Origin of the sequence: Putridiphycobacter roseus, assembly GCF_003234935.1 — a bacterium.
GTDB lineage: Bacteria > Bacteroidota > Bacteroidia > Flavobacteriales_D > Crocinitomicaceae > Putridiphycobacter > Putridiphycobacter roseus.
On the sequence record NZ_QKSB01000002.1, the window covers coordinates 321,465 to 347,878 of the forward strand.

Here is a 26,414-nt window from a genome sequence, read left to right on the forward strand (position 1 = left end):
ATTATGAAAATTATCTGTATCGGAAGAAATTATGGTAAACATGCCATAGAAATGGGCGCATCACTGCCTACTGAACCTATTTTTTTTATGAAACCAGATGCAGCAATTAATCGTCATAACTTTATGTATTACCCTAGCTTTACCAAGGATTTACATCACGAAGTAGAAATAGTAGTAAAAATAAATAAAGTAGGAAAACACATCAGTCCCGAATTTGCACATACGTATTACGAAGAAATAGGTTTGGGATTAGATTTTACGGCAAGAGATATCCAAAAAAACTGTAAGGAAAAAGGCTTACCATGGGAAATTGCGAAAGCTTTTGACAACAGTGCTTTGATTTCGAAAAAGTTTATATCGAAATCCCAACTAGACCTCAATAATATAGACTTTAGTTTAAATATTAACGAGCAAGTGGTTCAATCTGGTAACACCAATGACATGCTTTTTAATATAGATGCTTTAATTGCATACATTTCACAATTTACGACCTTAAAAATGGGGGATTTAATATTTACTGGAACTCCTGAAGGAGTTGGACCAGTAAAAATAAATGACAAATTAAAAGGCTATATAGGAGATCAAGAAATGTTCTCTTTAAACATAAAATAATTGAAAAGTAAAAAGCATGTATTGATTTTACCCAAATGGTATCCAAATGAAACGGATATACAGTTAGGGATTTTTATTCAAAATCAAGCTATTTTATTGTCTGAGCAATTCCAAGTTTCCGTTATTTATGTTCGCGGAAAAAAACAAAAGGAAAAGTTTGCGGTCAGTTCGAATTTCCAAAATGGTGTTCAAGAAATTTCAGTCACTTATCAACAAGGTAATTTTTTAAGCAAACCGTTTAATTTACTCCGCTATCACAAAGCACAAAAACTGGGTTTAGCAGCATTAAAAACTCCAGTTTCACTTTGCCATGTTCACGTACCAATTAGACCTTTATTTTTAGCTAATTATTTAAATAAACACCAACAAATTCCTTTCTGTGTTACAGAACATTGGTCGGGGCATTTAAATGGTGCATACACAAAAAAATCTTTCATTTACAAATGGTTTTACCGACATGCTTTAAAAAAGGCTGCGGTCTTAACCACGGTCAGTGCAAAACTTCAAACTTCGTTTTTAAACAATACGGGGTATCCAAGTAAAGTAATACCGAATTACATACAATCATTCCCATTAAAACACCCAATAAAGAAAGAAGGAATAAACCTCATTAGCGTCAGTGACTTAAATAATAGTACTAAAAACGTGACCGGTTTATTAAATGCCTTTTCTATGGCGCTACAGCAAAATGAAAATTTAATTTTGACAATTATTGGGGATGGTCCAGATAGGTTAATGGTAGAAGAAAAAATAATAGCGCTCCACTTAAAGAATAATGTGAGATTATTGGGTAGGTTTGAACACTCCGCTGTATTAGAAGCATTGCCAAGTTATCAATTTTACATTTGTAACTCCAACGTAGAGACTTTTGGAATGACCGTTGCAGAAGCAGTTTTAGCTGGTCTTCCTGTTATTTGCACTAAATGCGGTGGACCAGAAGCATTTTTGAATAAAGAAAACGCTATTTTGGTAGATACTAATGATACCACAATGTTAGCTAAATCCATACTCACTATGAGTAGACAATATCAAAACTACAACCACGAGAAAAATCAAAAGGATATACTGGAAAAATATGGTAAAAAAGCCATTACAAATAAATGGACTGCACTTTACCAATCTATCTTACCCGAATAGTTTTACCTATCCTTAAGGTATCTGTAACACGCATTTTATTAAGTTTACACAACCTTGCAACGGACGTTTTATTTCTTCTAGCAATAGCAGATAAGGTATCTCCACTTCGAATACGGTGATATTTTTGATTACCAGGTACGCCACCAGTAGATTCTCCAGCAATACTTACTTTACTGTGCTCAAAAACGCCATGATGCACTAATAAGTTAGGGTCTTTAATGATTTTTTTTTCAAAATCAAATATGATTTCAGGATCAATAGGTTGGTCATAAAACCTTACTTCAAAATGTAAATGAGAACCCGTGGATCGGCCTGTATTACCACCTAATCCAATTGGATCACCAGCTTTAATAATGGCATTTGGTGCCACAAACCTTTTAGATAGGTGTGCATAATAAGTTTCTAAACCATTGTAATGTCTTGCAATAATTAAGTTACCGAAACCTTGTTTGTGGTAATTAGCATAACGAATAATCCCGTCAAAAGCAGCATAAACTGTATCTCCGGTCACCAAATCTAAATCTGTACCATTGTGATTCCTTCCATGTCGAATACCAAAATGCGAAGTAATTACACCATGTACAGGTATTTGAAAGTTATGATGCATAGTATCCAGCACACACAACCACAAAGTATCTTTTAACAACTGATTTGAATTTTGATTATTTGTAATTGTCACATGATTATTCCAATAAGATTTGAAAGCAAAACTACTGTCTGCTGCAATCATATCCTGAAGATGTGGGTTGAGCATCACATCATACTGATGCTCTGTGTCATACTTAATAATCCTATCTTCCGATAAGTAAATGGTGTCCTTCGCATCAAAAAATACTTGCGTAAAAGCGCTAAGTGGTAAGAAACCCAGAAACAATAAAATAATTAATCTCATATAAAATAATAAGGAGCAAAAGTAAGTAAATATTTTTTAATCCATTTATAAAAAGCAGCTACTGCTATAAATGTTATCCACAAGCTTAGGGCAAGGTTGGGATACAAAACTTTAATACAAAATTGAATTTAAGTTACATTTATTTAGCATTGGAACGTATCTTTGCGTTAAGATTAGGAATATGCGTATAGACATTTTAACCGTACTACCAGAATTATTTGAAGGTCCATTTAACCACTCTATCTTAAAGCGCGCGCAAGAAAAGAAAAAAGTGGAAATACACATTCATAACATTAGAGACTATTCTACACACCGTCAAAAAAGTGTGGATGATTATCAATATGGTGGTGGCGCAGGTATGGTAATGACCATTCAACCTATTGCAGACTGTATAGATTCTTTAAAAGCGGAAAGAACATATGACGAGATTATATATTTAACACCAGACGGGGAATTATTTGAACAACAAACAGCCAACCAACTTTCCTTGCAGCAAAATATCATGATGTTATGCGGCCATTATAAAGGGGTTGATCAAAGAATCCGAGACTTATATATCACTAAGGAAATTTCGATTGGAAGCTATGTCTTATCTGGTGGAGAGTTGGGTGCAGCAATACTAACAGATGCTATCGTTCGATTAATCCCAGGGGTAATTGGAGATGAAACCTCTGCATTAACGGATTCTTTTCAGGATAATTTATTAGCGCCGCCAGTATATACCCGACCCCAAAACTATAAGGGACATGAAGTTCCCGAAATACTGTTGAGTGGAGATGATAAAAAGATTGAAAATTGGCGAATGGATGAAGCAATCGCAAGAACTAAATCACGTCGACCAGATATTATACGCGATTAACTTTTCTTCGCTTCCAAAATTTAAAGAGGAAAAAGAAGACAAGTGAAATCGTTATGCCGTACCAAAATGCTCTGCTAAAAACGACTCCTTTTATATATAAAGGTATCAATCTATAGTTAAAAGATTCTTCGACCTTACCTTCACTCCAAAATTTCAAATCATAGCTTTCTAAATCATTTAATTTTTGTCCTGTCAGACTTTTTAAAATAAAAGTAGGTTCACTTTGTTGGTTGATGTTAACACGTAAAATAGCATCTCTCTTATACCCTCTAATTGCCGTTCCAATGTATTTGATGTTTTTTGTTTTGTCTTCGTGGTAAAAAAAAGAAGCTGGTGCTTCTCCAATAGAACCCGAAAACCAATAAATAGGAATTTGTGCGCTTATTTCACTTAGAATGGGATAAACTACTTCACTAAAATTATTGCCAAACATAGACTGTGTATTGAATTTAAAAAGAAGGTCTAATTCTGGATAATTCTTAGCCCACACTGTCCGGTGCGAATAAATAAACAAGGCTTTTATTCCCCCTGCTTTGCTGTCTGTTTTAACTTTTTCTAAAAGGGCCAACTGTTCACCTTTTATACTGCCATCATTCAATTCTGTATCTAAAAACAAATGAATCTCATTATTTTTTCTAAATGAGAAATAAGTTGCACCAAAGTTTTCTTGGTATATATTTCCAGTCAAATCATGGTTTCCCACCGTATTAAAAAGAGGTATATTTAATTGTTCAAAAAAAGAAGATTTATAAAATGGTATATCATTAGAAACATCTAAAAATAAATCCCCTAGGCAGACCAAATATTTGGCCCCACTTTCATTTATCCACTTGGTATTACCCAAAATACTATTGATGGGATAACCAGTCTTGTTGGTTCCAGAACCATGAAAATGGCCACTAACAATAAAATCATATTCCTTTTCTGGAGCTAAAGACAAATAGGTTTGATTAAATGTAGAAACAATTGAATCTGCAAATAAGGCATTGGTACCAAACGATAGGCAAAGTACAATTAAGTATTTCATATTTTACTGGTTATTTTTTTTATTCCTTTCGTGTTTGACTTATAAAAACTAAACTGTGCATCTCCCATAAACTTTGGGTCATTCCACAGTACTAATCCCAACAAATTATTATCAAAATTACTTGCAATATCGTTATAAACAGAACCTTTTCGCATTAAAAAAAGTGTGTCATTTCCACTAAATTCAGAATTAAAGGTTTTAAATATAGAAGCGTAATCGAGTGTAGCTATGCTCTTAAAGTTTTCAATTCTATTTTTACTAAATTGTAAAAAAGAACCATTGGAATACAGTAATTTGTTACCATTTTTAAAAGTACACTCATTTACTAAAACTTCACATTCATCAAACTGACCTAACGAAGTCAGTCCTCCAGACAAACAATTATTTAAATATACATTAGAGCGAGTAGCTGCGATTAAATCCGTGGATTTATCATAAAAGAGGCAATGGTGGAAAATCAATTGACTTTCCTCTGCAACAATAGAACCTTCCCCTGTAAAACTTACATTTTCAGCTTGAAATTTCCCTTTAATTACATGAATAGGGATTGACTTTTCATTTTTAATTTTCAATGGGTTTTCTTTTGATTTTCCTTGAATTACCAATTCGCCCTGTACCAAAAACTGACCGTCACCATGTATTTTTAAGGTTTGAAATGGATAGATGGTTAAGGTTACAGCTGCAGGAATAAGAATTTTCTTATCCAAATCGATTGCTTTGGTATTAAAATACCATTCGTTCCCTATTTTAGTCAAAGTAGTATCCGCTAAAACATTTTTTTCTATCGGTGCTATACCCATCTCTTCCTTCGTTTCATATTTATAGCTTGGAAATTCATTTAATTCCACTTCAAAAGGAAAGCTGCTACCTGGAATTTTTGCAACCAAAAATAAATTAGTGGCCTTTTTAAATGATTTTTTAAGGGTATAATTAAAGTAATGGGTATAGGTATTTCTAGCTTTAGCAGGGATATTTATGACACTATCTAAAGCTATGAATTTATTCTTCCGTTTAATTCCAATAATTTGAATCGGGAAATCGGACACAGGCGTTAGGGAAATCTCTAAGGAATCCTCTCCCGCTTCTTTTAAAAAAGCGTGAAAAGGTTTAGGGATAGAAATGTTATTTCTGATAAGCCTTACATTCTCATAATAGCCTTCAAAACTCACTTTTCTATAAGCCCATTCTTTCGCAATCAATCCCATTTTCTCGTCTAACTCAGGTTGAATTGCTTTGAAAAAGGCATTTAAATATGCTTCAGAAACAATTCTTTCTAAATTTTTAATGTAGGATTCAAAAAATATAGGATCAGAAAAAAGTTGATCGTGGTAATTAAACTTCAACTTTTCAAAGTTATTGGGTACCCTTTGTCCAGCAATTTTTGTGGTTGGTCTAATACTAAAACTCTCATAACCTACTGGCTCAATCCTTTCGGTCAGTCCATTGTAATAAAACTTCACATCACTCCAATCTAGAGAATGATACCCGCCAACGAGATCGATAATTACGTGAAATCGCGCCATTTTTTCAACATCAAAAACCTCAGAAGTAATTTTTTCACCCCTTCTAAAGGATTCCAATAAACTAGCGCCGATTTGATAATTATTCAGTAAAAAGCTATCTTTTTTCACTGTTCCTTTATCGTAAGGTTCCGCATAACTTGAACTAAAATGGGAATACTGCTCATCAATAAAATTCCCTTGCAACTCATCAATTCTCCAGTCCCAATACAAAGTTGGATTCCATCTTAAAATTGCTCCTTTTTGTCTATTATTTCTTTCTAATACATGCTGACCAAAATGTTCTTCCATGGCGTAAATACCAAGGTTATTCCCATTAATATTTACATCAATAAAATCATAGATTAAATAAATAACCCCTTCAGATTTCAACAATTGGTGATAAATCCACTCATACACATAGTTTCTAGTTCCTGGATGTTGAATAGAAAACCGGTACATCCCCATTATCGAATCTTTGGCTTTAATCCTAAACGACCATTTATCAGACATTAAATGATCTGTCATGTGTCCTTTTAATCTTATTTCACCACTTACTTTCTCACCAGCAACATCAAGTGCACAGGGTACATATTTATCTCCTTCATTAATTTGAATACCACGATCTAATGCAATTTGACGTTTGGTTTTTATAAATTCCCAATCTCCTTTGTCAATTTCAATATTTAAAACTTTAGCACTTACTTTTTTCGATAAATCTTTATTATGAAAATATGTTTTAACAACATCTATAGCACCTGTATAACCATACCCTTTTGCTTTTTCATTCGCCAAGTAATATCCAAAACCAAGGATAAAAAGTAATCCAATAAAAAGTATTTTTAATTTATTCTTACGCATATTCAATTTCGCTATTTTCAATTTTCTCTTCTGGACTGGATAACTGGAAGATAAAAACCGAGAGTATGATTAATAATATAGTGGTGAAAGGGTTTAAGGAGCCAACTAACCATGATTCATAGTTAATGTTGAACAAAAATGAAATAATAAAAGCAAGTACAATGTACCTTCCTTTCATATTTGAAAATAAATTATATAATAATCCAAAGAAGTACAAAAACAAGCCAATGATACCTGTATCGAACCACATAGACAAGTAAGAATTATGCACACCTCCATTATGTCCTTGCCGTTCTAACCAATAATAATTTGCACGCATTACACTCTCATCATACCCAAACCCGCCACCAATAAAAAAATGTTCTTGAATTTGAGACCAGGCAAATATCCAAGCTATTTTCCTTCCGGAGCCCTCCTCAATGGTATGTACCCTAAAGTAACTTTCTAGTCCAATAAACTCAATTACCGATACCAAAAGATCAAAGACATAGCTTTCAAAAATTAAGAAGAATACCACAAAAAGAATAGCGAATACAAAGTTTACTTTAACCAACCTAAAAGTCGCGTAAAATAGAGAAATACTCATAATAGCGTTCCTTGATTCACACCAAAATAATGAAATCAACAGCACGATATATATCAGGTTATTTTCTTGTTTCGAAAGTTTGATTAAGCCATATTCTTTTAAGACGGTATACAATACAAATATCAAATAAATAAACACACCTAATCCATTCGGATTCCCAAGTACCCCCTTAAATCGATCCCCCAGTAAAACACCAATTTCCGGAATAAAAAGACCTAGAAAAATACCTATGATAACCATTCCGATTAAAAAAGTGATTAATCCTTTCCAAAATCGTTCTCCGGATTCTTCGTGTAATGTTTTTATATAAATTGGAATAGATAAATACGTAATTATAAAGGATATGGTTTTTTGAAATCCAATCGTAAAATCTATTGAATTTACCAAAGAAACAAAGGCGAAAAGTAAAAAAGGGACAAAGGGAATAATAAATTTCGTGTCAAATTTAAAAGTGCTCCTATACACCAACAACACAATAAAAAGTGTCACAGGCGCAATGATTTTCAAATCTTTTGCAAACTTTAAACTATCGTAAGTGGCTGTCCGCAAAGGCACATAATCGGAAAGTATTAAAATAAGTATGGTTAAAATCAACAATTCAAATTTCATGTTGTTTCTTCCCAATAAAATAAACACTATAGGAAGCAATACATACACAATAGGTGTTGCCAATACACCAACCACATATATGATCACCATCAATATAATAAATTGATTATAGTATTTAAAGGACGCTATCATTTAATAAATTTAGTTGGCTCAAAAATATTTCTTTTCGTTTTAATAAAAAGGTCAAATTATTATTGGCATTTTCTGTCCATTTATCGAGGTTTAAAATACCTCTCCACCTTTTAATATGGACTGGTATTTCTGCATAAATTCCATTCATTTTTTTATAAAAAACTTTTTCAATATTTTCATCTGAAAAATTAGTCTCCATCAGTTCAAGTCCTCTAGCATTTAGCAACGCCACAAAGGTCTTCTCCTCGATTAATTGTTTAAAAAGTTTCGCATTGATGGTATTACTATTAAGAACAGCATCAAAATAATTTTTATTTACATTATTAGTTCCTGTGTAGGTTAAACCATAATCTAAATCATTTAATAACCATTTCCATTGTCCCTCTCCCACCTGATACCAAATGGCGTTGTTATGTAACCAATCCCCGTTTCCATAATAAGTTTCCATTAAAATATAATCTACAAATGAAGCTATGTCAATTTTGTCGTTTATTTTATCATACGAATGGTGGCTTTCTACCAATTTTGAAAATTCAGCTTGTTTTTTCTTTTTACCCGATTTAACTTCTCCGTATGCACCTTCTAAAATACTGATTAATTCCGGTTTTGAATTTTCGTACGCTGCAATAAAAAACGGATCAATTCTTTCTCTCAAATTATAAATCCCCCAATAATTACCATTAATATAAACCACACAAGCTTTGCTTTTTTGAACCAGTAGATGGGTGTTTTTTGCTAGTTCATGCATCAGTGCGTCTGCAAAAAGTGTTTTTGTATTATCATTACCACCAGAACGAATTACTAGCGATTCATATTTTTTCAGTCCCTTTTTGCCAAAAAATTTATATTTAAATATATTTTCCCCAATTGCGCGGTTGACTTTTAATTTAAAAGATTTTTGAGGGAAACCTCTAGTTGCATTTCCGCTAATCTGAAAGTCACAAGCATTTTCATAAACGACTTCACCGGCTTTAATCCACTGAAAAGTTACTTTACGTTTACTGGATTGGCCTCTTCTCGTATAGTTGGCATTTTTCTCCCAAAAAGGTTTATAAAATCCGGATTCAAACCAGGAATCAATTCCCATTACCATAATTCCATTCCCTTCAGAAAACAATCCTTGTTCAGAACCAATAATATTTAAAACAGGCACAGCGTGACTTTTTTCTATGGCAAATAATTGAACCGACTCTTCAATAAAAATAGATTGGTCTGCCTGTTTCCCTTTAATCAATACAGCAGGTAATTTGGGTAAATTATTCTCTACAGGCAAGGAACGCTGAGAAAGACCATAATGATAAAGGTTATGGAAATAAATTTGTTCGGGTCTTAAAGTGTCAAACGCATAATAATGGTCTCCCCCATCTGAAGAATAAGTGAGTTTAAAATTAGGATCGTAGCTATAAATTGAATTGTTAGATAAAGATGGAAGATGGACAATATCTTTCAAGTTTTGAAATTGTTTTAAATTATCACTTTTTTGCGCTAAAAAATTATTTTTGATAGACGGGAAAAGCAATAGTAACAATACCATTGAAACTAATAAAAATACAAATGAATAATTAATCTTAAGCCCTTCCTTTTTCATCTTTTCGGTTTGTTCCCAACCACAATAACAAGCATAATAATAAAAAGAATCCTAAGGTTAGGATAACATTTGCACTTCCTATTCCAATACCAATTAAACCAATAATTAGTTTAAAAAAAGAGGACCGATTCAAATCATTTTTACCATTTTTTGCCCATAATATAATGGCCAAAGCTAAGATGGCAAATGGTACTGAATACTTAGCTACAACAGCTATAAACGCAAAAACAACCCCAACAATAGTATACTTAGTTGACACTGGTTCTTTTGTATTTATTTTCCAAAGAAATTGAAATACATGCACCAATAACCCTGTCAAAATTAATTGAAATATGAAAAACGGAATTTCTTTACTAGAAAATCCGTTTAAGCTATTAATAAAAATATCTTGTAACATAAAAGTAAATTAAAATGATTGTTTTGATTTATCGAGCAAACGCAATAAGTATTGGCCGTATTGATTTTTTTGTAAAGGTTCTGCTAGTTTTCTCAAGGCGGCATCACTAATGTACCCTTTTCGATACACTATTTCTTCTAAACAGGCGACCTTTAATCCTTGACGTTGCTCAATAGAGGCAATAAAATTAGATGCTTGAATAAGTGATTCATGAGTCCCTGTATCTAACCAAGCCATTCCCCTACCCAACAATTCTGTATTTAAGGTTCCTTCAGCCAAATAGCATTTATTTAAGTCGGTAATTTCTAGCTCACCCCTTTTAGATGGTTTTAAAGTCTTGGCTTTTGCTACGACTGTATTGTCGTAAAAATAAAGTCCAGTAACCGCGTAATTTGATTTTGGAATAGTTGGTTTTTCTTCTAACCCAACGACCTTTCTATCCGCATCAAATTCTACCACGCCATATCTTTCCGGATCATTTACATAATACCCAAAAACGGTTGCTCCTTGGTCCATTTTCGCTGCCTTTTCTAAAATTTTTGGTAACCCGTAGCCATAAAAGATGTTGTCTCCTAAAACCAGGCAAACGGAATCGTCTCCAATAAAATCTTCGCCTAAAATAAAAGCTTGTGCTAAACCATCTGGAGAAGGTTGCACTTGATAAGAAATAGAAATGCCCAAATGGTTGCCATTTCCAAATAATTCTTCAAAAACGCCAATGTCTCTTGGGGTTGAAATGATCAATATATCTTTGATATTTGCCAATAACAATACCGACAATGGATAATAAATCATTGGCTTATCATAAATGGGCAAAATTTGTTTAGAAACCGATTGCGTTAATGGATACAAACGTGTACCCGATCCTCCAGCTAAAATGATTCCTTTCATATGTCCAATATTAATAATTTGTTGACGCACACAAAGGTGGGAATTTTTTAACGTTTATCCATGATAAACCATTTCAAATTCAAAGATTAATTTCAACAGAAATTGGTTTATGGTCAGAAAAATGAATATCATGTGTTACAAAATCAACCGCTTGAAGTTTTGGGTCATGAAAAATGTAATCAATTCTGTTAGAAGGTATTTTTCCAATATAGGTAGTACCGACACCAGTACCCACATCCACAAAGGAATCATCTAACTGTTTTCTAACCTTTTGGTAAGCATATGAAACGGGAGTATCATTCAAATCACTGCAAAAAATAACTGGATATGGGGAAGCAACAACCCCTACCATTATTTTTTCAATTTGCAAGGCGCGTTTCTCATAGGCAACTCTTAATCTTTGTAATATTTTTTGTTCTTTTGGTCCTCTTTGGTACAATTTACCTGCTTCATTGTCCCCAAAAAATGCATAATCTTTGTCTTGAAAACGGATAGAACCTATGTGCCCATTAAATACCCGAAGCGTATCTCTATCTTTTACAATGTCAGAATAGATACAAAAATTATTCAGGTCATTATCAAAACTTATTTCTCCTTTATTAATAATGGGATATTTTGAAAAAGTAGCGACTCCAAAATATTGCTCATCCAATAATTTATGGGTATATCTTTCCTGATAATAATCTAAAGCTAATAATTTAACCAAAGAATCTCTAGTCACAAAATCAGAACCATTTTCTTGGTGATAAAACTCTTGAAAGCATAAGATATCAGCTTCCTCTTTTTTTAAAAAATTAAAAATACCATCCCTACTTTTAAACCTATTTGCTTTATCATATAAATTAAAAATTCGAACATTATAGGACAGTACCTTTACCGACCTAGAATTGATGGCTGGTGAAAACATATTTACTGGATAAAAATTATGGAGATGGTTCCATCCTAGCCCAATGATGATTATATTAAACAAAACATATTTTCTTTTATACCAAATCCAAAAGAAGGTAAATAAAAGTAACAAGATTAACAACACTGGATAGCCCAAGCCTAAATAATACAAATAGGGAATGCTGTTCGGGGAGAAATGTGTCGCTAGATAAGCCCCGACCATGCAACATGCGAGCAGTATATTCAGGAAAAACAAAAACTTCAAACCAAGTCCCGTCTTCGCTTTGGTTTTACTTTTTTTCATTACTAAACTTGAATAGAAACTCTTTTTCAGCCTTCGAAATACTATCGTATCCACCTTTAGAAACTTTATCTAAAATGGCATTAATTTTATCTTGTTGCTCTTTTTTAGAATCTCGATATTGGTCGTCATTCATTTTGCGATAGTCTTTATTTTTGTAGACTTTCATTTTAGGTTTTGACTTAAAAATATTACGCCATTGAATTCCATAAAACCAACGTTCCAAGCGATTCATAAATTGTGATCGCTCTTCAACTTTTAACATAGAAATTACCCCAAACAAAGCCCCCCCAATGTGCGCAAAATGCGCCACGCCATCTGGTTTAGTCAATGCTGTAAAATCGCCAATTAAAAAGAACAGGGCCAATAACCAAAAAGGAATATTAATACCAAATATTAATTGGACATTTAAGGTAGGCCTATAATACAAAATTGCACCAAAAAAAGCATACACAGCACCAGAAGCACCAATAACCCCCATTGGACTGATATGCATGTAAAAAGGAAATATATCATAAGACAAAGTGTGCAGTAAATTACCTGCTATACCACCTAATATATACGTTAAGACCAGTTTTTTTTGAGAAAAAAAAGTCAAAAATATATTACCGACATAATAGAGCATTATCATATTAAACAACAAATGAAAAATATCTGCATGCATAAACAAACTGGTCACCATTGACCAAGGTTGAAAAAGCAAGCCAGACAGCTCTCCCGGCATGGATAAAGTATTGCCTACCCATTTATAAAATACAGGTGCATTAAATAATTCAGAAAATATATAAATAAGCTTTAAGAACAAAAAAGCCAATACATTGATAATAATCAACGTTTTTAAACTTCCGCCATGCTTAAATTCATACTTTATTCGTTCTACCAAATTCATATCTTCGAATGCTTAATAAAATGAATCAGTCTTCTTTTGCCATATTTTGACCAAAATAAAACCAAATAGCATACCGCCTAAATGGGCGAAATGGGCAACACTGTCACCCGGATTATTTTGAAATCCACTATATAAAGCAATTGCACCAAGTCCAATCGCCATCCACTTCGCTTTAATCGGAATTGGCGGAAACAATAACATAAATTCGGTATTCGGAAAAAGCATTGCGAATGCGGTTAACAAACCGTAAATAGCTCCTGAAGCCCCTAAGGAAGTACCTAAATAAATCCTAGATACCGCATCATAACCTGGTAAATTTGGTTCAATTCTATATTGTATACTATTGCCAACAATTTCGACATTAAAAATATCTATAGTTGGGAAAAGTTCCCCTGTTAAATTATAAATTTCAAAAGCCTGCACTGCACCATATAAAAAGGCGGCGCCTAAAGCAGTAATCAAGTAAAAAATCAAATACCTTTTTTCTCCCCAAACTCTTTCTAATTGACTCCCTATAATCACTAAGGCAAACATATTAAAAAAGATATGCATGATATTAGCATGCATAAAAAAGTGCGTAACAATTTGATATGGCTCAAAATAAGGAGAAGAAGGATAATGCATGCCCAACATTTCTTTCAAATCAATTCCTCGGGATTGGAACAAGAAAGTGGCAATAAAAAAAATCACATTAATGATTAACAAATTCTTTGTGACTGTTGGGATATTTCTAAATAAGTTTTGAAACATAATTAATTGAATTTTTTCTGAATATCTTCTAAATTATAAGTGATCATTACGGGCTTACCGTGTGGGGAGACCAAGTAGTTTTCACATGCGAATAACTCATCCACAATATGTTGCATTTGCTCTAAACCTAATTTCGTTCCGCCTTTGATGGCCGAAGAACTGGCAATCGATTTTAAAACCAAGTCGGTGATACTGATGTCATTTTTTTGCTCCGAGCTTTTATAAGCCGCTGCAATATCTTCGATAATACCTTTTAAATTATAGCCGCTTAATTCTGCTGGTGCTCCTTTGATCAACATTTTTTTTCCATCCACCCATTCAAAATCAAATCCGATTGTCGTTAAATCTTCACTAATTTCATGTAAAAAAACAAAATCAGAAGCGGAAATTTCAAATTCTTCTGGAAACAATAATTGTTGGGTTTTACGGGTTGAGGATTCCCAGTCTTGCAATAATTGATTGTATAAAATTCTAGCATGTGCCCTAAATTGATCAATCAAAATAAAACCATTCTTTATGGTCGTTAAAATGTATTTAGTATGAATTTGATAAGGCGCCTTTGTCGTGCTTTGAAATTCATTATCAATTTTTGAAGGGATTAAAATATTTTCCAAGACCGGACTTTCCTCGGATTCCGATTCTGAGGTATTTTTTATATTATGGTAATAACTTTCCCAGTCCGAAGGATTTGGTTGTACCGCTGAATTTTGACCACCCTGAAAAGAACTCCCGCCACCACTACTCGGTTTTGCGGTAGTATTAAAAGGATTAAAATTAGGATCCACTTTTACCGTGGGCGCTGCTACTATCTCCCCTAATTTTGGACTAGGCGTGTCAAAAGTTTGTTCTAAATCAAAATCAATACTTGGCGAAATATTATACTGTCCAATAGCTTGCTTGACTGCAGAGCGGAGAATCGCATAAATTTCCTTATTATTTTCAAATTTTATTTCCGTTTTTGTTGGATGAACATTTACATCAATAGATGTTGTTGGCACCGTAAAGTATAAAAAATATGCTGGGTATTTTTTTGAAGAAATCATGCCTTCAAAAGCAGACTGTATCGCATGATTTAGGTATTTGTCTTTAAAAAATCGATTATTCACAAATAAATACATCTGATCTCTTGAGCTTCGGGCAAATTCAGGTTTTACAATAAAACCTGTTACGGAAAAAATATCGGTTGTTTCTTGAACAGGCACCAATCTTGAATTATAATTCTTTCCAAAAGCATGTACAATTCTTTGTCTTAAACCTGCTGGTGGTAAATTATAAATTTCATCTCCATTATTATGAAAAGTAAAATGTACTTCAGGGTGCACTAATGCGACCCTTAAAAATTCATTCAACACATGTTTATACTCTGTAATATTGGAACCTAAAAAATTTCTTCTGGCAGGAATATTATAAAATAAATTTTTCACACTGATACTCGTACCATTATTCGCTTGTACTGGTTCTTGCGATTTAATCTTAGATCCCTCAACACAAATTTGAGTTCCTAATTCTTCCGCATGTAATTTGGTCTTTAACTCAACATGCGCTATGGCAGCAACTGAAGCCAATGCCTCCCCCCTAAATCCTTTGGTTTGTAAATGAAATAAATCATCTGCTGTCGCGATTTTTGAAGTTGCATGTCTTTCAAAACTCATTCGGGCATCATTTTCCGACATACCGCAACCATTGTCAATCACTTGAATTAAGGTTTTACCCCCATCTTTTACAATTAAGTCAATAGCAGTCGCTCCAGCATCAATTGAATTTTCAATCAATTCCTTTACTGCAGATGCTGGTCGTTGAACAACCTCACCAGCCGCTATTTGATTGGCTATGTGATTGGGTAATAATTTAATTAAATCCGACATTTATTTTGATGATTCTAAGAGGGTCCCGACATTGTCAAGTCCGATAAAAATGTAATAAAACACAGCCAAAATTAAGACCAAAATAATGATTAGTCTTATGTTCGATTTAAAGGATTGCGATTTATAATGACTTTTACCCCAATTATCTTGTAAATCACTTTGAAACTTAATGGCCCGAATTCTATCTTCTGTTTTATTTTCACCTTTATACAAATCTATCTTTTTTTGCAAGCGTTGTTTACGCTCATCATAATACCTCGGGTGAAAATTAAATTCTCTTGTCCGACTAGGCATTTTAAATAAAGACATTTTATTCCAGTTCATATAACAGTTCGGATTTAAAGACAAAGATAATTTAATTGTGCTTAAATAAAAAATCTAAACCCTGTTAAAAAATGTTAGTATTTAACTTTCTGAACTTCTTCTTTAAAACTGTCCCATAATCCCTTCACCATTCCCACCTTAAAGGGCCAAATTCAACAAATAGCCTTATCGAAAACCACAAAGAATTAAACCGGAAATTGTGTACAAGTTTTTTTAAAATGGCAGGATTTATGCAACAGGCTATTATAACTTTGTAAATTCTAAATTCAATTCAAATGACCTTCTTAAAAGCCAATTATAAAATATCACTATTCCTTCTTATCGGATTAAGCTTTATGGCTTTTGCAAAAACAAACCAACAATCGGAAAACCGACTAAGTAACACGATAAATACTGACCCTGCTTTTATAACAAACCCCAATAAATGGGCCGATTCGGTTTTTGCTTCCTTAGGAGAAGAGGAAAGAATTGCCCAACTATTTATGGTAGCTGCTTATTCCAACAAGGGCGTTTCCCATGAAAATGAAATTAAAAACTTAGTCGACAAATACAAAATAGGTGGCTTAATTTTTTTTAAAGGTACCCCTACCGCTCAAGCAAATCTAACCAACACTTATCAAGGTCTTGCCAAAACGCCTTTAATGGTCGGGATTGATGGCGAATGGGGCGTTTCCATGCGACTAGATTCAACGACTGTATACCCCAGACAAATGATGTTAGGTGCGATTCAAAATGATAAATTAATCTATGAAATGGGCAAACAAATTGGTGAACAGTGCCGCGCTTTAGGAATCCACGTAAATTTTGCACCCGTTATCGACATTAACAATAACGCAAACAACCCTGTTATTAACAATCGGTCTTTTGGAGAGCAAAAAGAAAACGTTACTAAATTAGGATTAGCCTATATGCATGGCTTACAAGACAACAATGTCTTGGCTTGTGGAAAACATTTTCCCGGTCATGGAGATACAGATACCGACTCTCATAAAGCGCTACCCATAATCTCACATGATATTCACCGTTTAGACAGTTTAGAATTATATCCTTTTAAGCAATTAATTAATGCAGGCTTAGCAAGTATGATGGTCGCTCACTTGTACATCCCAGCCTATGACAACACCCCAAACCAAGCCTCCACCTTGTCGCCAAAAATAGTAAACGGCCTATTAAAAGACAGTTTAGGATTTAAAGGCTTAATTTTTACGGATGCTTTAAACATGAATGGCGTAGCTAAATACTACCAACCAGGAGAAGTAGATGTTAAAGCTATTTTAGCTGGTAATGATGTCTTACTATTTCCTGCAGATGTGCCTATCGCGATAAAAGCCATTCAAGCTTCTATTTTAAAAGGTGAGATTAAGCAAAGTGACATTGATGCTTCTTGTCTAAAAATATTAAAAGCGAAAGCTTGGGCTGGATTAGATAATTACCGTAAAATAAAAACAGAAAATTTAATTACCAACTTGAATCCTAGTAAAAACGAAGCATTAAATAGTAAATTAGCAGATGAGTCCATCACATTGATAAAAAATCAAAACAATATCTTACCCTTAAAAAGACTGGACACTTTAAGCATGGTGTATTTAAACATTGGTGGTACTGGAAAAAATGAATTCTACCAATCCATGAATAATTATTATTCGGTTCCTGAAATTAAAATACCTCGCTCCCTTTCTCGAATTGAAGAAGAAAAGTTAATGGAAAAATTAAAAAACTACGACCAAATAATTATTGGTTTTCACCGTACAAATAATAACCCAAAAAGAAACTTTGGAATTACCTTACAAGCCATAGACATCCACAATAAATTAGCCGCTAGAAAATCTGTAATTTCGGTCATATTTGGTAACCCATATGTATTAAAGAGTTTTAAATCGCAAATTAATACCAAAGCAATTGTAGTAGCCTACCAAGACAATGCGTTTACAAAAAAGTCTGCTGGCGAACTTATTTTTGGCGGCATTGTTCCAAAAGGTAAACTACCCATTACCTGTAGTCCCGAATTTATTGCTGGAGATGGTTTAAGTTATCAAAAAGCAACTAGACTCCACTTTGGTACACCAGAAGAAATGGGTGTAAGAGCAGATCAAATTCGCGCCATTGATGCTTTAGCCATGCGCGGTATACAGCTAGGTGCCTATCCTGGCTGCCAAGTATTGGCAATTAAAAAAGGAAATGTTTTTTACAACAAGTCTTTTGGATACCACACCTACAAGAAGAAAGACAAGGTTAAAAACAGCGACCTTTATGATTTAGCTTCTATTACCAAAATTGCTGCAACTACCTATTCTTTAATAAAACTTACTGGAGAAGGGAAAATAGATATAGATAAAACACTTGGAGATTATTTACCCGAAATCGTTGACAAGACTCCTTATCAATCAACAGTTTTAAGAGAAATGTTAGCCCATCAAGCAGGCTTTGTTTCTTGGATACCTTTTTATTATCGTACCTTAAAAGATGGTTATCCAGATCCACAATATTACAGTAAAACAAAAACAACCACTTTCAATGTTAAAGTCGACGAAAATCTATTCATCACTTCGGCTTACCGTGACTCTATTTTTGCTAGAATAACGGGGACTTCATTAAGAAAAAAGCGCTACAAATATTCCGATATTGGTTATTATTTTCTAAAAGAAATAATCGAAAAACAAAGTAATACCACCTTGGCCCATTATGTTGATTCTGTTTTTTATAAACCAATGGGATTAAACCGCATCACCTATCACCCATTAGAAAAATTCAATAAGCGAGAAATTACGCCGACAGAGAATGACACTATATTTAGACATAATTTGATTTGGGGAAATGTACACGATCCTGGCGCTGCCATGATAGGCGGTGCAGGTGGTCACGCCGGCTTATTTTCTAATGCCCTTGACTTAGGCATACTCATGTACACTTTAATTAATGATGGAGAATATGGCGGAGAACAAATTTTATCCAAGGAAGTAATTGCCGACTTCACCAAATGTCAATTCTGCCCAAATAATAGAAGGGGTGCTGGTTTTGATAAACCAGTCCGCTCCTTAGAAGGTGGTCCTACTTGTAATCAAGTTTCCTTGTCCAGTTTTGGACATTCGGGATTTACAGGCACAATAACATGGGCAGACCCAGAAAATGAGATTGTTTACGTTTTTCTATCCAATCGAGTATATCCAAATGCCAACAATTGGTTAATTACAAAACAAAATATTAGAACGGATATACAAGACGCTATTTACAACGCGGTAAAGTAATAGAAGTATAAGCTGTGAAAATAAAAATTCAAAAAAAAAGTTAAAATAAACTTATCCCCATAAAATTCCAGTGTATTTTTACACTTAGATATGAAAATAGGAATTGTACTTTACCCGACTTACGGAGGAAGTGGCATTGTGGCTACAGAATTAGGAAAAGAATTAGCAAAAAAAGGGCATGAAGTTCACTTTATTACCTACGCTCAACCCGTACGACTAGATTTATACCAAGCGAATATATTTTACCATGAGGTAGCAATATTTGACTACCCATTATTTGATTATCAACCCTACGAACTGGCACTAACCAGTAAACTAGTAGATGTAACCATACATGAAAATCTAGACATTTTACATGTACACTACGCCATTCCGCATGCTTCGGCAGCTTATTTTGCGCAGCAAATATTAAGGTCAAAATCCATTGAAATCCCATTTATCACCACCCTACATGGTACAGACATCACTTTAGTAGGTAAAGACCCTTCATTTGAACCTGTAATTACCTTTAGTATTAATAATTCCAATGCAGTTACAGTAGTTTCAGAAAGTCTAAAACAAGACACCTTAAACCACTTTGATATTACAAACGACATTCAAGTAATACCAAACTTTATACGACACTCCAACTATGAACGATCTTCTGACAAGAAATGTTTAAGAAGCGAGTTTGCGCCTAATGGAGAAGCAACCATTACACACATTTCAAATTTCAGAAAAGTAAAAAGGGTGCAAGATGTATTGCGCATATTTAAAAAAATAAGTGAAAAAATTCCTGCAAAACTATTATTAGTTGGCGACGGTCCAGAAAGAATGTATCTAGAACAACTTTGTAGGGAATTGGGAATTTGCAATGATGTAAAAATGGTTGGGAAAATTCAAAACGTATCCGAAGTACTTTGTCACACTGACTTATTTTTACTGCCTTCTCAAACAGAAAGTTTTGGTTTATCCGCACTCGAAGCGCTAGCGAGTTCCGTACCTGTTATCTCCACAAATTCAGGTGGACTTCCAGAAGTAAATAAAGACGGCTATTCAGGTTATTTAAGTGACGTAGGCGACATTGACGACATGGCAAAAAAGGGGATTTCGATCCTGAAGGACCCCGCAACCTTAGCAAGGTTTAAAAAACAAGCCTATGCGCATTCATTGAATTTTAGTATTGAAGCGATTTTACCGCAATACGAAGCTCTTTATTATAAGCTTACCCATGCAGCAAATGTCATAAAAGCTTAAACTCGGGGTAAAGACAATTCAATAGATAAACAAGCCAATTCGTCGGAAACAGGTAAGGCATGATAAGAAATGGGTTGTTTTGTTTTTAAAGCCATGGTGATAAAACCAAGACCAGCACCACCTTTACTAGATATCTCTCCTAAAGAAAGCACCTCCATGTATCGCTGCTTGACTACTACCTGATCTTCTGAATTTAAAAAAGACAGAATTTCTTCTATTTTCTTTATTTTTTCTTTTTTTACCAAGTTTCCAAAGCAAATTTTATAAGCATCTGTATTTTGGTGAATCACCAAAAAAGACACTTGCGTTCCATACTCATCTCTTTCTCCATGAATACGAATATTTTGCAATCCTTCAATTAAAACAGAAAACATGCGTTTTACAACTCCTTTTTTATCCCCAGAATCATACATGGCATTTTCAATAGAAATAGTCAAAGAGTTGACCAAATCTTGCGAAAATTCGCCAAAATGAGAAACGGTTATTTTTCCATCAGAAGACTTATTAAACGAAGTAAAGATTTCTTGAAATCTAGCATTACATTTATCAATAATATTTACTCCTCCTGTCATTTGTATTACGCTTATTTTTCCTTTAGATTATGAAATTAAAGTTTCTGTTCGATAAAAGAACGAAAAAAAACACCTTTTTATTCACATTAAAACGTAAATAAAGTTAAAAAGGTTGGAATCCTTATTTTTTTGCGACCATAGAAACGATTTCACACACTGCTGGACATATCTCTGTATTCTTATTAATCAACTCTTTTAATTGGTACATATTTTTACGATCGGTATGTGGATAACCTTTACATGCCAAAGGACGGTAATCGTAGACACTACAAGTATTATCTTCGTTTAAAAAAGTACAGGGAGAAGACTTCAGCACATAATCCTGATCTTCATCCACCCTTAAATAAGATGCAATAAAAGCGCTTGATTTCATCCTCAAATACTTGGCCAATCGTTTAATATCAGTATCTCTAAAAATAGGACTAGTGGTTTTACAACAATTCGCACAATCTAGACAATCTATTTTTTTAAATACTTTTTCATGTGCATCATGAAAAACATCATCCATATTATTTTTCTTAAAAGAATAGATAGTTTTTAAAACTTGTTTCTTATTTTTTGTATCATTGTTAAAGTTGAATAATATGTTATTTAATTCTTTTTTCATGCTTAGTTTAAACCTAAATTCAGCTTACAAAGCTAATGGATATTAAATAAATACTTATATTCGATTAATATTATTAATAAATGAGTAGTTACGAATTTGATTTAATTGTTTTAGGTGGTGGTCCTGCAGGGTACGCTGCTGCTATGCGTACCATAGATTTTGGAAAAAAAGTTTGCTTGATTGAGAAATCAAGAATTGGAGGTGCCGGTATTTACCATGGTGCTTTGAGTTCTAAGACACTATGGGAATTATCCCAAAGGGTTCGAAATGTAAACGAAATGATTGCAGCTAGTGGTCGTGATAAATTTGAATTATCTTGGAATGATGTCAAGAAAAATTTAGAAGAAGCTGTATTTGAAAGGAAATTTCAATATTCTTGTCACCTTAAATTACTTAAAAAAAACCGAGGAGATTTATTCTTTTACGAAAGAGGAGCTGGTAAATTAATTAGTAATCACGAAATTGAAATCACCAAAAATGATGGTGCGATCAAAATCATATCTGCAGAAAACATCATTATAGCAACAGGGAGTTCGCCGCGTACCTTACCAAATATGGAAGTGGATGAAGTTACCATATTAACATCAGACGGTATTGATAATATTACCGACTTTCCTAAAAGCATGGTAATTGTTGGTGCTGGTGTAATTGGTTGTGAATATGCGACTATTTTCTCCAACTTTGGCAAAACAAAAGTATATTTAATTGATCGTGCAGATCGTATTTTACCCTTTGAAGATTTAGACATATCTACTATGGTTTCAAATAACCTAGAAGATAATGGCGTGACTATTCACCATAAAGCCCAATTAAATCGTCTAGAAATAATTGACGGACAAGTGGAGTATGAATTACTTTATGAAGATGGCAATAAAGAAGTGATAAGGGTAGAAAAAGCCTTACTTTCTGTAGGAAGAATATCTAACATAGACAATATAGGATTAGAAGAATTAGGCATTAAAAGAGGTCCAAACGGCAGAAATATTGGGGATGACGATACCCAGACCAATATTCCAAACATATATGCGGTTGGAGATGCATCTGGAAGGATTGCTTTAGTAAACATGGGAGAGATTGAAGCGAGACATGCGGTAGAAAAAATGTTTGATGATAAAAAAGAACGCTTGTCCTACGACAACGTCTGTACCATCATGTTTTTACAACCTGAGGTGGCAGCAGTTGGTTTAAATGAACAAATGTGCATTGAACAAAACATCCCCATCAAAGTCGTTAAACTCGATTATTCAACCATTGCAAGAGCTATTGCCATGCGAAAAACCCAAGGATTCTTTAAAATCATTGTCACCAATGATGATAAAATGCAAATTCTAGGCATGCGTGCTGTTGGAGAACATGCTTCATCTGCAATACAAGGCGTCGCTTTACAAATAAAATCGGGAAAAGGAATTGAAACAATTGCAGAATTAGTGCATCCACATCCTTCTATTGTAGAAGGTGTGCAAGAATGTGTAAGAATGCTATTGAATAAATCTTTATTCAAAGCCTCTGTTTTTCAAGATAAACTTGCTTGCTACAGCTTAGTCGACGGTGTAAAAACCGAGCTTCAAAGATTGTAAAATATTTCTAAAAAAAGCGGCAAGGCCCAAGTGCTTTTCTTTGGATATCATTACCTTTGTGTATAACTTAAATTTTATGACTGTGTTATCCAATCGCGTAAATGAATTAGAGGAATCTGCTACTATAGCCATGGCTCAAAAAAGCAGAACATTGAAAGAGCAAGGTATTGATATAATATCCTTGAGTTTAGGAGAACCTGATTTTATGGTGCCTGATTTCATCAAAGAAGCAGCAAAAAAAGCCATAGATGATAATTTTTCTAAATATACTCCTGTACCTGGGTACTTAGATTTAAGAGAAGCAGTTGCTTTAAAATTTAAAAGAGACAATGGCTTAACCTACGCGCCGAATCAAATTGTGGTATCCACTGGAGCGAAACAAAGCTTAATCAACGTTTTATTAGCCATGATAAATCCAGGTGATGAAGTAATTGTACCTGCCCCGTATTGGGTAACCTACTTCGAGCAAGTTAAAATGGCAGGTGGTATTCCTGTAGTGGTAAAAGCTACCTTTGAGAACGACTTTAAAGTTACGGCTGATCAAATTAAAGCTGCGATTACACCAAAAACTAAAATGATGATTTTTAGTAACCCTTGTAATCCTACTGGTGCATCTTATACAAAAGAAGAACTACAAGCTATTGCAAAAGTTGTTGCAGCGACACCGAACTTTTATGTGATGTCGGACGAGATTTATGAACACATCAATTTTGTAAGAAAACATGAAAGTTTTGCACAATTCCCTGAAGTATATGATCGTACTATTACAGTAAATGGCTTATCTAAAGCATTTGCCATGACTGGTTATAGATTAGGATATATTGGCGCACCTGTGGAAATAGCAGCAGCAGCGACCAAATTACAAGGACAATATACTTCCGCTACTTGTTCTATTGCGCAAAGAGCTGCAATTGCAGCTTTAGAAGCAGACCCATCTCAAATTCAATACATGATAGATGCTTTTAATGCGCGAAGATTAATTGTATTTGATTTATTGAAAACAATACCCAACATTAAAGTCAACCTGCCTGAAGGTGCATTTTACTTTTTTATAGACGTTTCTTACTATTTTGGAAAAACCATTCAGGGACATTTAATAAAAGACGCAAATGATCTGTCATTATTTCTGTTAGATAAAGCACATGTTGCAGTAGTGACAGGACAAGCATTTGGAGACGATAATTGCGTAAGATTATCTTATGCTAGTGACGAAGCAACTTTAAGAGAGGCCATAGATAGAATTCGTGTAACCTTAGAAAATTAAGTTACATGAATGAAATAAAAAGAGCTTTTAAAAACTTTTCTGCAAAAAAAATCATTGTCCTTGGTGATGTAATGGTCGACACTTATATTCATGGTAAAGTGAATCGAATTTCCCCGGAGGCGCCTGTACCAGTTGTAAATTTTGATTCCAGAACTTATCATTTGGGCGGCGCTGCAAATGTAGCACTGAACATTAAAGCATTAGGCGCAACACCTTATATCTGTTCATTTATTGGCAACGACGAAAGCGGTGCCTTATTTGAAAAGTTAATGACCGAAAAAAATCTTTCCAACAAAGGTATTTTATATTCTGACGAACGTATTACTTCTGTTAAAACGAGAATCATAGGCAACAACCAACAATTATTAAGAATTGACCAAGAGCAAACGGACGATATTAATTCCGTGATGACTTATAATTTGGTAGAGAAAATAAAAGAAATTGTAAAATCCGAAGGAATAGATGCCATTATTTTTGAAGATTACAACAAGGGGATATTAACTACACCATTAATTGAGCAAGTGATTGCATTTGCCAATGAACACGACATTGTGACCAGTGTAGATCCGAAGTTGAAGAATTTTTTGGCCTATAAAAATGTCACCCTTTTTAAGCCCAATTTAAAAGAACTTAAAAGTGGTTTATTGACAGACTTTAAATACCCACAAGAAAAAGATTTATTTTTAGCAGCTGTTGAAAATTTAAACCAGCAATTGAACTGCCAATATACCTTTATTACCTTATCTGAAAATGGGGTTTATATGAAGTACAAAGAAAAAGATTATTTTATTCCAGCACACTTAAGAAATATTGCAGATGTTTCTGGCGCAGGAGACACCGTAATTTCAGTCGCAACCCTATGTATTATTAGTGGTCTAGAACCTTACCACACTGCAGAAATCGCCAATTTAGCAGGTGGGTTAGTTTGCGAAAAAGTAGGGGTAATTTCAGTCGACAAAGAACAATTATTAAACGAAGCCATCAAAACCATCAATTAATTTCCACATGTCAAAAGTAGTCAAGCCATACAATAAAGAAGCTAGTTCTAAAAAGGAAGAAGTTGCAGAAATGTTTAACAATATTTCAAAAAAATACGACTTTTTAAATCATTTTCTATCCTTAGGAATTGATAAAATTTGGCGTAAAAAGGCGATTAAAATATTAGGAGAGAACAAACCTAAAGTCATTTTAGATATCGCAACTGGTACTGGAGATTTTGCCATAGAAGCATTAAAATTAAATCCTGAAAAAATTGTAGGTGTCGATATATCCAAAGGCATGTTGGATGTGGGGATTGCAAAAATGAAAAAGAAAAAAGTCGCCCATATTATCCAGTTAGAGTTGGGAGATTCAGAAAATTTACGTTTTGAAGACCAGACTTTTGACGGCTACACGGTGGCATTTGGGGTTAGAAATTTTGAAAATCTAAGTAAAGGATTAACTGAAATGTTACGGGTTTTAAAACCTAAAGGTAGAGGTGTAATATTAGAATTTTCAAAACCTAAAAAATTCCCCATTAAGCAATATTATGCTTTTCATTCAAAGTATATCATTCCAAAAATTGGTCGAACTATTTCAAAAGACAGTGCAGCATACGATTATCTACCAGAATCCATTCAAGCCTTCCCAGAAGGAGATGATTTTTTAAAAATTATGAAAGCATGTGGCTATCAGAATTGTCAAGCTAAAATAGTTGCTGGTGGAATCGCAACTATTTACTGGGGAGAAAAAGCATAGATTAATCACTTTCTACTGTTAACAAATAATTAATTCTGTATTGGATTATGCGCTAAATCGGCGTACTTT

General features: G+C 33.8%; 23 protein-coding genes. 9 read left to right on the forward strand and 14 right to left on the reverse strand.

Going from position 1 to position 26,414, the window contains the following annotated elements:
• Window positions 1–3 precede the first annotated feature (3 nt).
• Window positions 4–612, forward strand: coding sequence for a fumarylacetoacetate hydrolase family protein (locus DNU06_RS05245; protein ID WP_111062176.1), 609 nt, complete (start codon window positions 4–6; stop codon window positions 610–612).
• Complete coding sequence (locus DNU06_RS05250) at window positions 613–1,749, forward strand: glycosyltransferase (protein ID WP_111062177.1); 1,137 nt, start codon at window positions 613–615, stop codon at window positions 1,747–1,749.
• On the opposite strand, the gene DNU06_RS05255 is transcribed toward DNU06_RS05250, so the two are convergent.
• Window positions 1,733–2,641 carry a M23 family metallopeptidase gene (locus DNU06_RS05255; RefSeq protein WP_111062178.1) on the reverse strand — a complete coding sequence of 303 codons (909 nt, stop codon included), beginning with the start codon at window positions 2,639–2,641 and terminating at the stop codon, window positions 1,733–1,735. The genes DNU06_RS05250 and DNU06_RS05255 overlap by 17 nt on opposite strands.
• 181 nt (window positions 2,642–2,822) lie before the next feature.
• Here DNU06_RS05255 and trmD point away from each other — a divergent pair, with 181 nt between their 5' ends.
• On the forward strand, window positions 2,823–3,500 hold the full coding sequence (gene trmD / locus DNU06_RS05260) for a tRNA (guanosine(37)-N1)-methyltransferase TrmD (protein WP_111062179.1): 678 nt from the start codon (window positions 2,823–2,825) through the stop codon (window positions 3,498–3,500).
• On the opposite strand, the gene DNU06_RS05265 is transcribed toward trmD, so the two are convergent.
• From DNU06_RS05265 to DNU06_RS05315, 11 genes are all read right to left on the reverse strand, one after another.
• On the reverse strand, window positions 3,487–4,527 hold the full coding sequence (locus tag DNU06_RS05265) for a metallophosphoesterase family protein (RefSeq protein WP_111062180.1): 1,041 nt from the start codon (window positions 4,525–4,527) through the stop codon (window positions 3,487–3,489). The two genes, trmD and DNU06_RS05265, sit on opposite strands and share 14 nt — an antisense overlap.
• Window positions 4,524–6,887, reverse strand: coding sequence for a CotH family protein (locus DNU06_RS05270; RefSeq protein ID WP_146239157.1), 2,364 nt, complete (start codon window positions 6,885–6,887; stop codon window positions 4,524–4,526). Before DNU06_RS05270 ends, DNU06_RS05265 begins: the two co-directional genes overlap by 4 nt.
• Window positions 6,880–8,214 carry an O-antigen ligase family protein gene (locus tag DNU06_RS05275; protein ID WP_111062182.1) on the reverse strand — a complete coding sequence of 445 codons (1,335 nt, stop codon included), beginning with the start codon at window positions 8,212–8,214 and terminating at the stop codon, window positions 6,880–6,882. Before DNU06_RS05275 ends, DNU06_RS05270 begins: the two co-directional genes overlap by 8 nt.
• A complete protein-coding gene (locus DNU06_RS05280) occupies window positions 8,198–9,802 on the reverse strand; it encodes a CotH kinase family protein (protein ID WP_111062183.1) in 1,605 nt (534 codons plus the stop codon). Before DNU06_RS05280 ends, DNU06_RS05275 begins: the two co-directional genes overlap by 17 nt.
• On the reverse strand, window positions 9,783–10,199 hold the full coding sequence (locus DNU06_RS05285; protein ID WP_111062184.1) for a hypothetical protein: 417 nt from the start codon (window positions 10,197–10,199) through the stop codon (window positions 9,783–9,785). The genes DNU06_RS05280 and DNU06_RS05285 overlap by 20 nt, the downstream gene beginning before the upstream one ends.
• Before the next feature lie 9 nt (window positions 10,200–10,208).
• On the reverse strand, window positions 10,209–11,090 hold the full coding sequence (gene rfbA / locus DNU06_RS05290) for a glucose-1-phosphate thymidylyltransferase RfbA (RefSeq protein ID WP_111062185.1): 882 nt from the start codon (window positions 11,088–11,090) through the stop codon (window positions 10,209–10,211).
• A 79-nt stretch (window positions 11,091–11,169) separates the two neighbouring features.
• Window positions 11,170–12,060: an endonuclease/exonuclease/phosphatase family protein gene (locus tag DNU06_RS05295; RefSeq protein WP_158526821.1), complete on the reverse strand. Its 891-nt coding sequence runs from the start codon at window positions 12,058–12,060 to the stop codon at window positions 11,170–11,172.
• Between the two features lie 208 nt (window positions 12,061–12,268).
• Window positions 12,269–13,168, reverse strand: a complete 900-nt coding sequence (locus DNU06_RS05300; protein ID WP_111062187.1) for a rhomboid family protein — start codon at window positions 13,166–13,168, stop codon at window positions 12,269–12,271.
• 12 nt (window positions 13,169–13,180) lie between these two features.
• The gene (locus DNU06_RS05305; RefSeq protein WP_111062188.1) at window positions 13,181–13,918 is read right to left on the reverse strand and encodes a rhomboid family intramembrane serine protease; all 738 of its coding nucleotides are present in this window, start codon (window positions 13,916–13,918) and stop codon (window positions 13,181–13,183) included.
• Window positions 13,919–13,920: 2 nt separating this feature from the next.
• The gene (mutL, locus tag DNU06_RS05310; protein WP_111062189.1) at window positions 13,921–15,783 is read right to left on the reverse strand and encodes a DNA mismatch repair endonuclease MutL; all 1,863 of its coding nucleotides are present in this window, start codon (window positions 15,781–15,783) and stop codon (window positions 13,921–13,923) included.
• Window positions 15,784–16,107, reverse strand: coding sequence for a hypothetical protein (locus DNU06_RS05315; RefSeq protein WP_111062190.1), 324 nt, complete (start codon window positions 16,105–16,107; stop codon window positions 15,784–15,786). It abuts the gene before it with no gap.
• Window positions 16,108–16,382: 275 nt separating this feature from the next.
• On the opposite strand from DNU06_RS05315, the gene DNU06_RS05320 reads away from it, so the two are divergent.
• A complete protein-coding gene (locus tag DNU06_RS05320; protein WP_111062191.1) occupies window positions 16,383–19,352 on the forward strand; it encodes a glycoside hydrolase family 3 N-terminal domain-containing protein in 2,970 nt (989 codons plus the stop codon).
• A 90-nt stretch (window positions 19,353–19,442) separates the two neighbouring features.
• Window positions 19,443–20,588 (forward strand): N-acetyl-alpha-D-glucosaminyl L-malate synthase BshA, encoded by a 1,146-nt coding sequence (bshA, locus tag DNU06_RS05325; protein ID WP_111062192.1) that lies wholly within the window; start codon window positions 19,443–19,445, stop codon window positions 20,586–20,588.
• Here bshA and DNU06_RS05330 read toward each other — a convergent pair.
• Together DNU06_RS05330 and DNU06_RS05335 are read right to left on the reverse strand one after the other, a co-directional pair.
• On the reverse strand, window positions 20,585–21,160 hold the full coding sequence (locus tag DNU06_RS05330) for a SiaB family protein kinase (RefSeq protein ID WP_111062193.1): 576 nt from the start codon (window positions 21,158–21,160) through the stop codon (window positions 20,585–20,587). The genes bshA and DNU06_RS05330 overlap by 4 nt on opposite strands.
• 121 nt (window positions 21,161–21,281) lie before the next feature.
• Entirely contained in the window at window positions 21,282–21,767 is a 486-nt protein-coding gene (locus tag DNU06_RS05335) for a YkgJ family cysteine cluster protein (RefSeq protein WP_111062194.1), read from the reverse strand.
• Window positions 21,768–21,847: 80 nt separating this feature from the next.
• On the opposite strand from DNU06_RS05335, the gene DNU06_RS05340 reads away from it, so the two are divergent.
• From DNU06_RS05340 to ubiE, 4 genes are all read left to right on the forward strand, one after another.
• Window positions 21,848–23,344, forward strand: a complete 1,497-nt coding sequence (locus DNU06_RS05340; protein WP_111062195.1) for a dihydrolipoyl dehydrogenase family protein — start codon at window positions 21,848–21,850, stop codon at window positions 23,342–23,344.
• A gap of 76 nt (window positions 23,345–23,420) precedes the next feature.
• Window positions 23,421–24,608: a pyridoxal phosphate-dependent aminotransferase gene (locus DNU06_RS05345; RefSeq protein ID WP_111062196.1), complete on the forward strand. Its 1,188-nt coding sequence runs from the start codon at window positions 23,421–23,423 to the stop codon at window positions 24,606–24,608.
• Between the two features lie 5 nt (window positions 24,609–24,613).
• Complete coding sequence (locus tag DNU06_RS05350) at window positions 24,614–25,606, forward strand: bifunctional heptose 7-phosphate kinase/heptose 1-phosphate adenyltransferase (protein ID WP_111062197.1); 993 nt, start codon at window positions 24,614–24,616, stop codon at window positions 25,604–25,606.
• 7 nt (window positions 25,607–25,613) lie between these two features.
• Window positions 25,614–26,345 carry a bifunctional demethylmenaquinone methyltransferase/2-methoxy-6-polyprenyl-1,4-benzoquinol methylase UbiE gene (gene ubiE / locus DNU06_RS05355; RefSeq protein WP_111062198.1) on the forward strand — a complete coding sequence of 244 codons (732 nt, stop codon included), beginning with the start codon at window positions 25,614–25,616 and terminating at the stop codon, window positions 26,343–26,345.
• Window positions 26,346–26,414: the final 69 nt, after the last annotated feature.

Coding starts and splice junctions, on each gene's coding strand:
- DNU06_RS05245 (WP_111062176.1), top strand. CDS start 4: ATGAAAATTATCTGTATCGGAAGAAATTATGGTAAACATGCCATAGAA.
- DNU06_RS05305 (WP_111062188.1), bottom strand. CDS start 13,918: ATGTTTCAAAACTTATTTAGAAATATCCCAACAGTCACAAAGAATTTG.
- ubiE (WP_111062198.1), top strand. CDS start 25,614: ATGTCAAAAGTAGTCAAGCCATACAATAAAGAAGCTAGTTCTAAAAAG.
- mutL (WP_111062189.1), bottom strand. CDS start 15,783: ATGTCGGATTTAATTAAATTATTACCCAATCACATAGCCAATCAAATA.
- rfbA (WP_111062185.1), bottom strand. CDS start 11,090: ATGAAAGGAATCATTTTAGCTGGAGGATCGGGTACACGTTTGTATCCA.
- DNU06_RS05345 (WP_111062196.1), top strand. CDS start 23,421: ATGACTGTGTTATCCAATCGCGTAAATGAATTAGAGGAATCTGCTACT.
- DNU06_RS05275 (WP_111062182.1), bottom strand. CDS start 8,214: ATGATAGCGTCCTTTAAATACTATAATCAATTTATTATATTGATGGTG.
- DNU06_RS05270 (WP_146239157.1), bottom strand. CDS start 6,887: ATGCGTAAGAATAAATTAAAAATACTTTTTATTGGATTACTTTTTATC.
- DNU06_RS05315 (WP_111062190.1), bottom strand. CDS start 16,107: ATGAACTGGAATAAAATGTCTTTATTTAAAATGCCTAGTCGGACAAGA.
- DNU06_RS05340 (WP_111062195.1), top strand. CDS start 21,848: ATGAGTAGTTACGAATTTGATTTAATTGTTTTAGGTGGTGGTCCTGCA.
- DNU06_RS05265 (WP_111062180.1), bottom strand. CDS start 4,527: ATGAAATACTTAATTGTACTTTGCCTATCGTTTGGTACCAATGCCTTA.
- trmD (WP_111062179.1), top strand. CDS start 2,823: ATGCGTATAGACATTTTAACCGTACTACCAGAATTATTTGAAGGTCCA.
- DNU06_RS05330 (WP_111062193.1), bottom strand. CDS start 21,160: ATGACAGGAGGAGTAAATATTATTGATAAATGTAATGCTAGATTTCAA.
- DNU06_RS05285 (WP_111062184.1), bottom strand. CDS start 10,199: ATGTTACAAGATATTTTTATTAATAGCTTAAACGGATTTTCTAGTAAA.
- DNU06_RS05300 (WP_111062187.1), bottom strand. CDS start 13,168: ATGAATTTGGTAGAACGAATAAAGTATGAATTTAAGCATGGCGGAAGT.
- DNU06_RS05280 (WP_111062183.1), bottom strand. CDS start 9,802: ATGAAAAAGGAAGGGCTTAAGATTAATTATTCATTTGTATTTTTATTA.
- DNU06_RS05255 (WP_111062178.1), bottom strand. CDS start 2,641: ATGAGATTAATTATTTTATTGTTTCTGGGTTTCTTACCACTTAGCGCT.
- DNU06_RS05335 (WP_111062194.1), bottom strand. CDS start 21,767: ATGAAAAAAGAATTAAATAACATATTATTCAACTTTAACAATGATACA.
- bshA (WP_111062192.1), top strand. CDS start 19,443: ATGAAAATAGGAATTGTACTTTACCCGACTTACGGAGGAAGTGGCATT.
- DNU06_RS05350 (WP_111062197.1), top strand. CDS start 24,614: ATGAATGAAATAAAAAGAGCTTTTAAAAACTTTTCTGCAAAAAAAATC.
- DNU06_RS05320 (WP_111062191.1), top strand. CDS start 16,383: ATGACCTTCTTAAAAGCCAATTATAAAATATCACTATTCCTTCTTATC.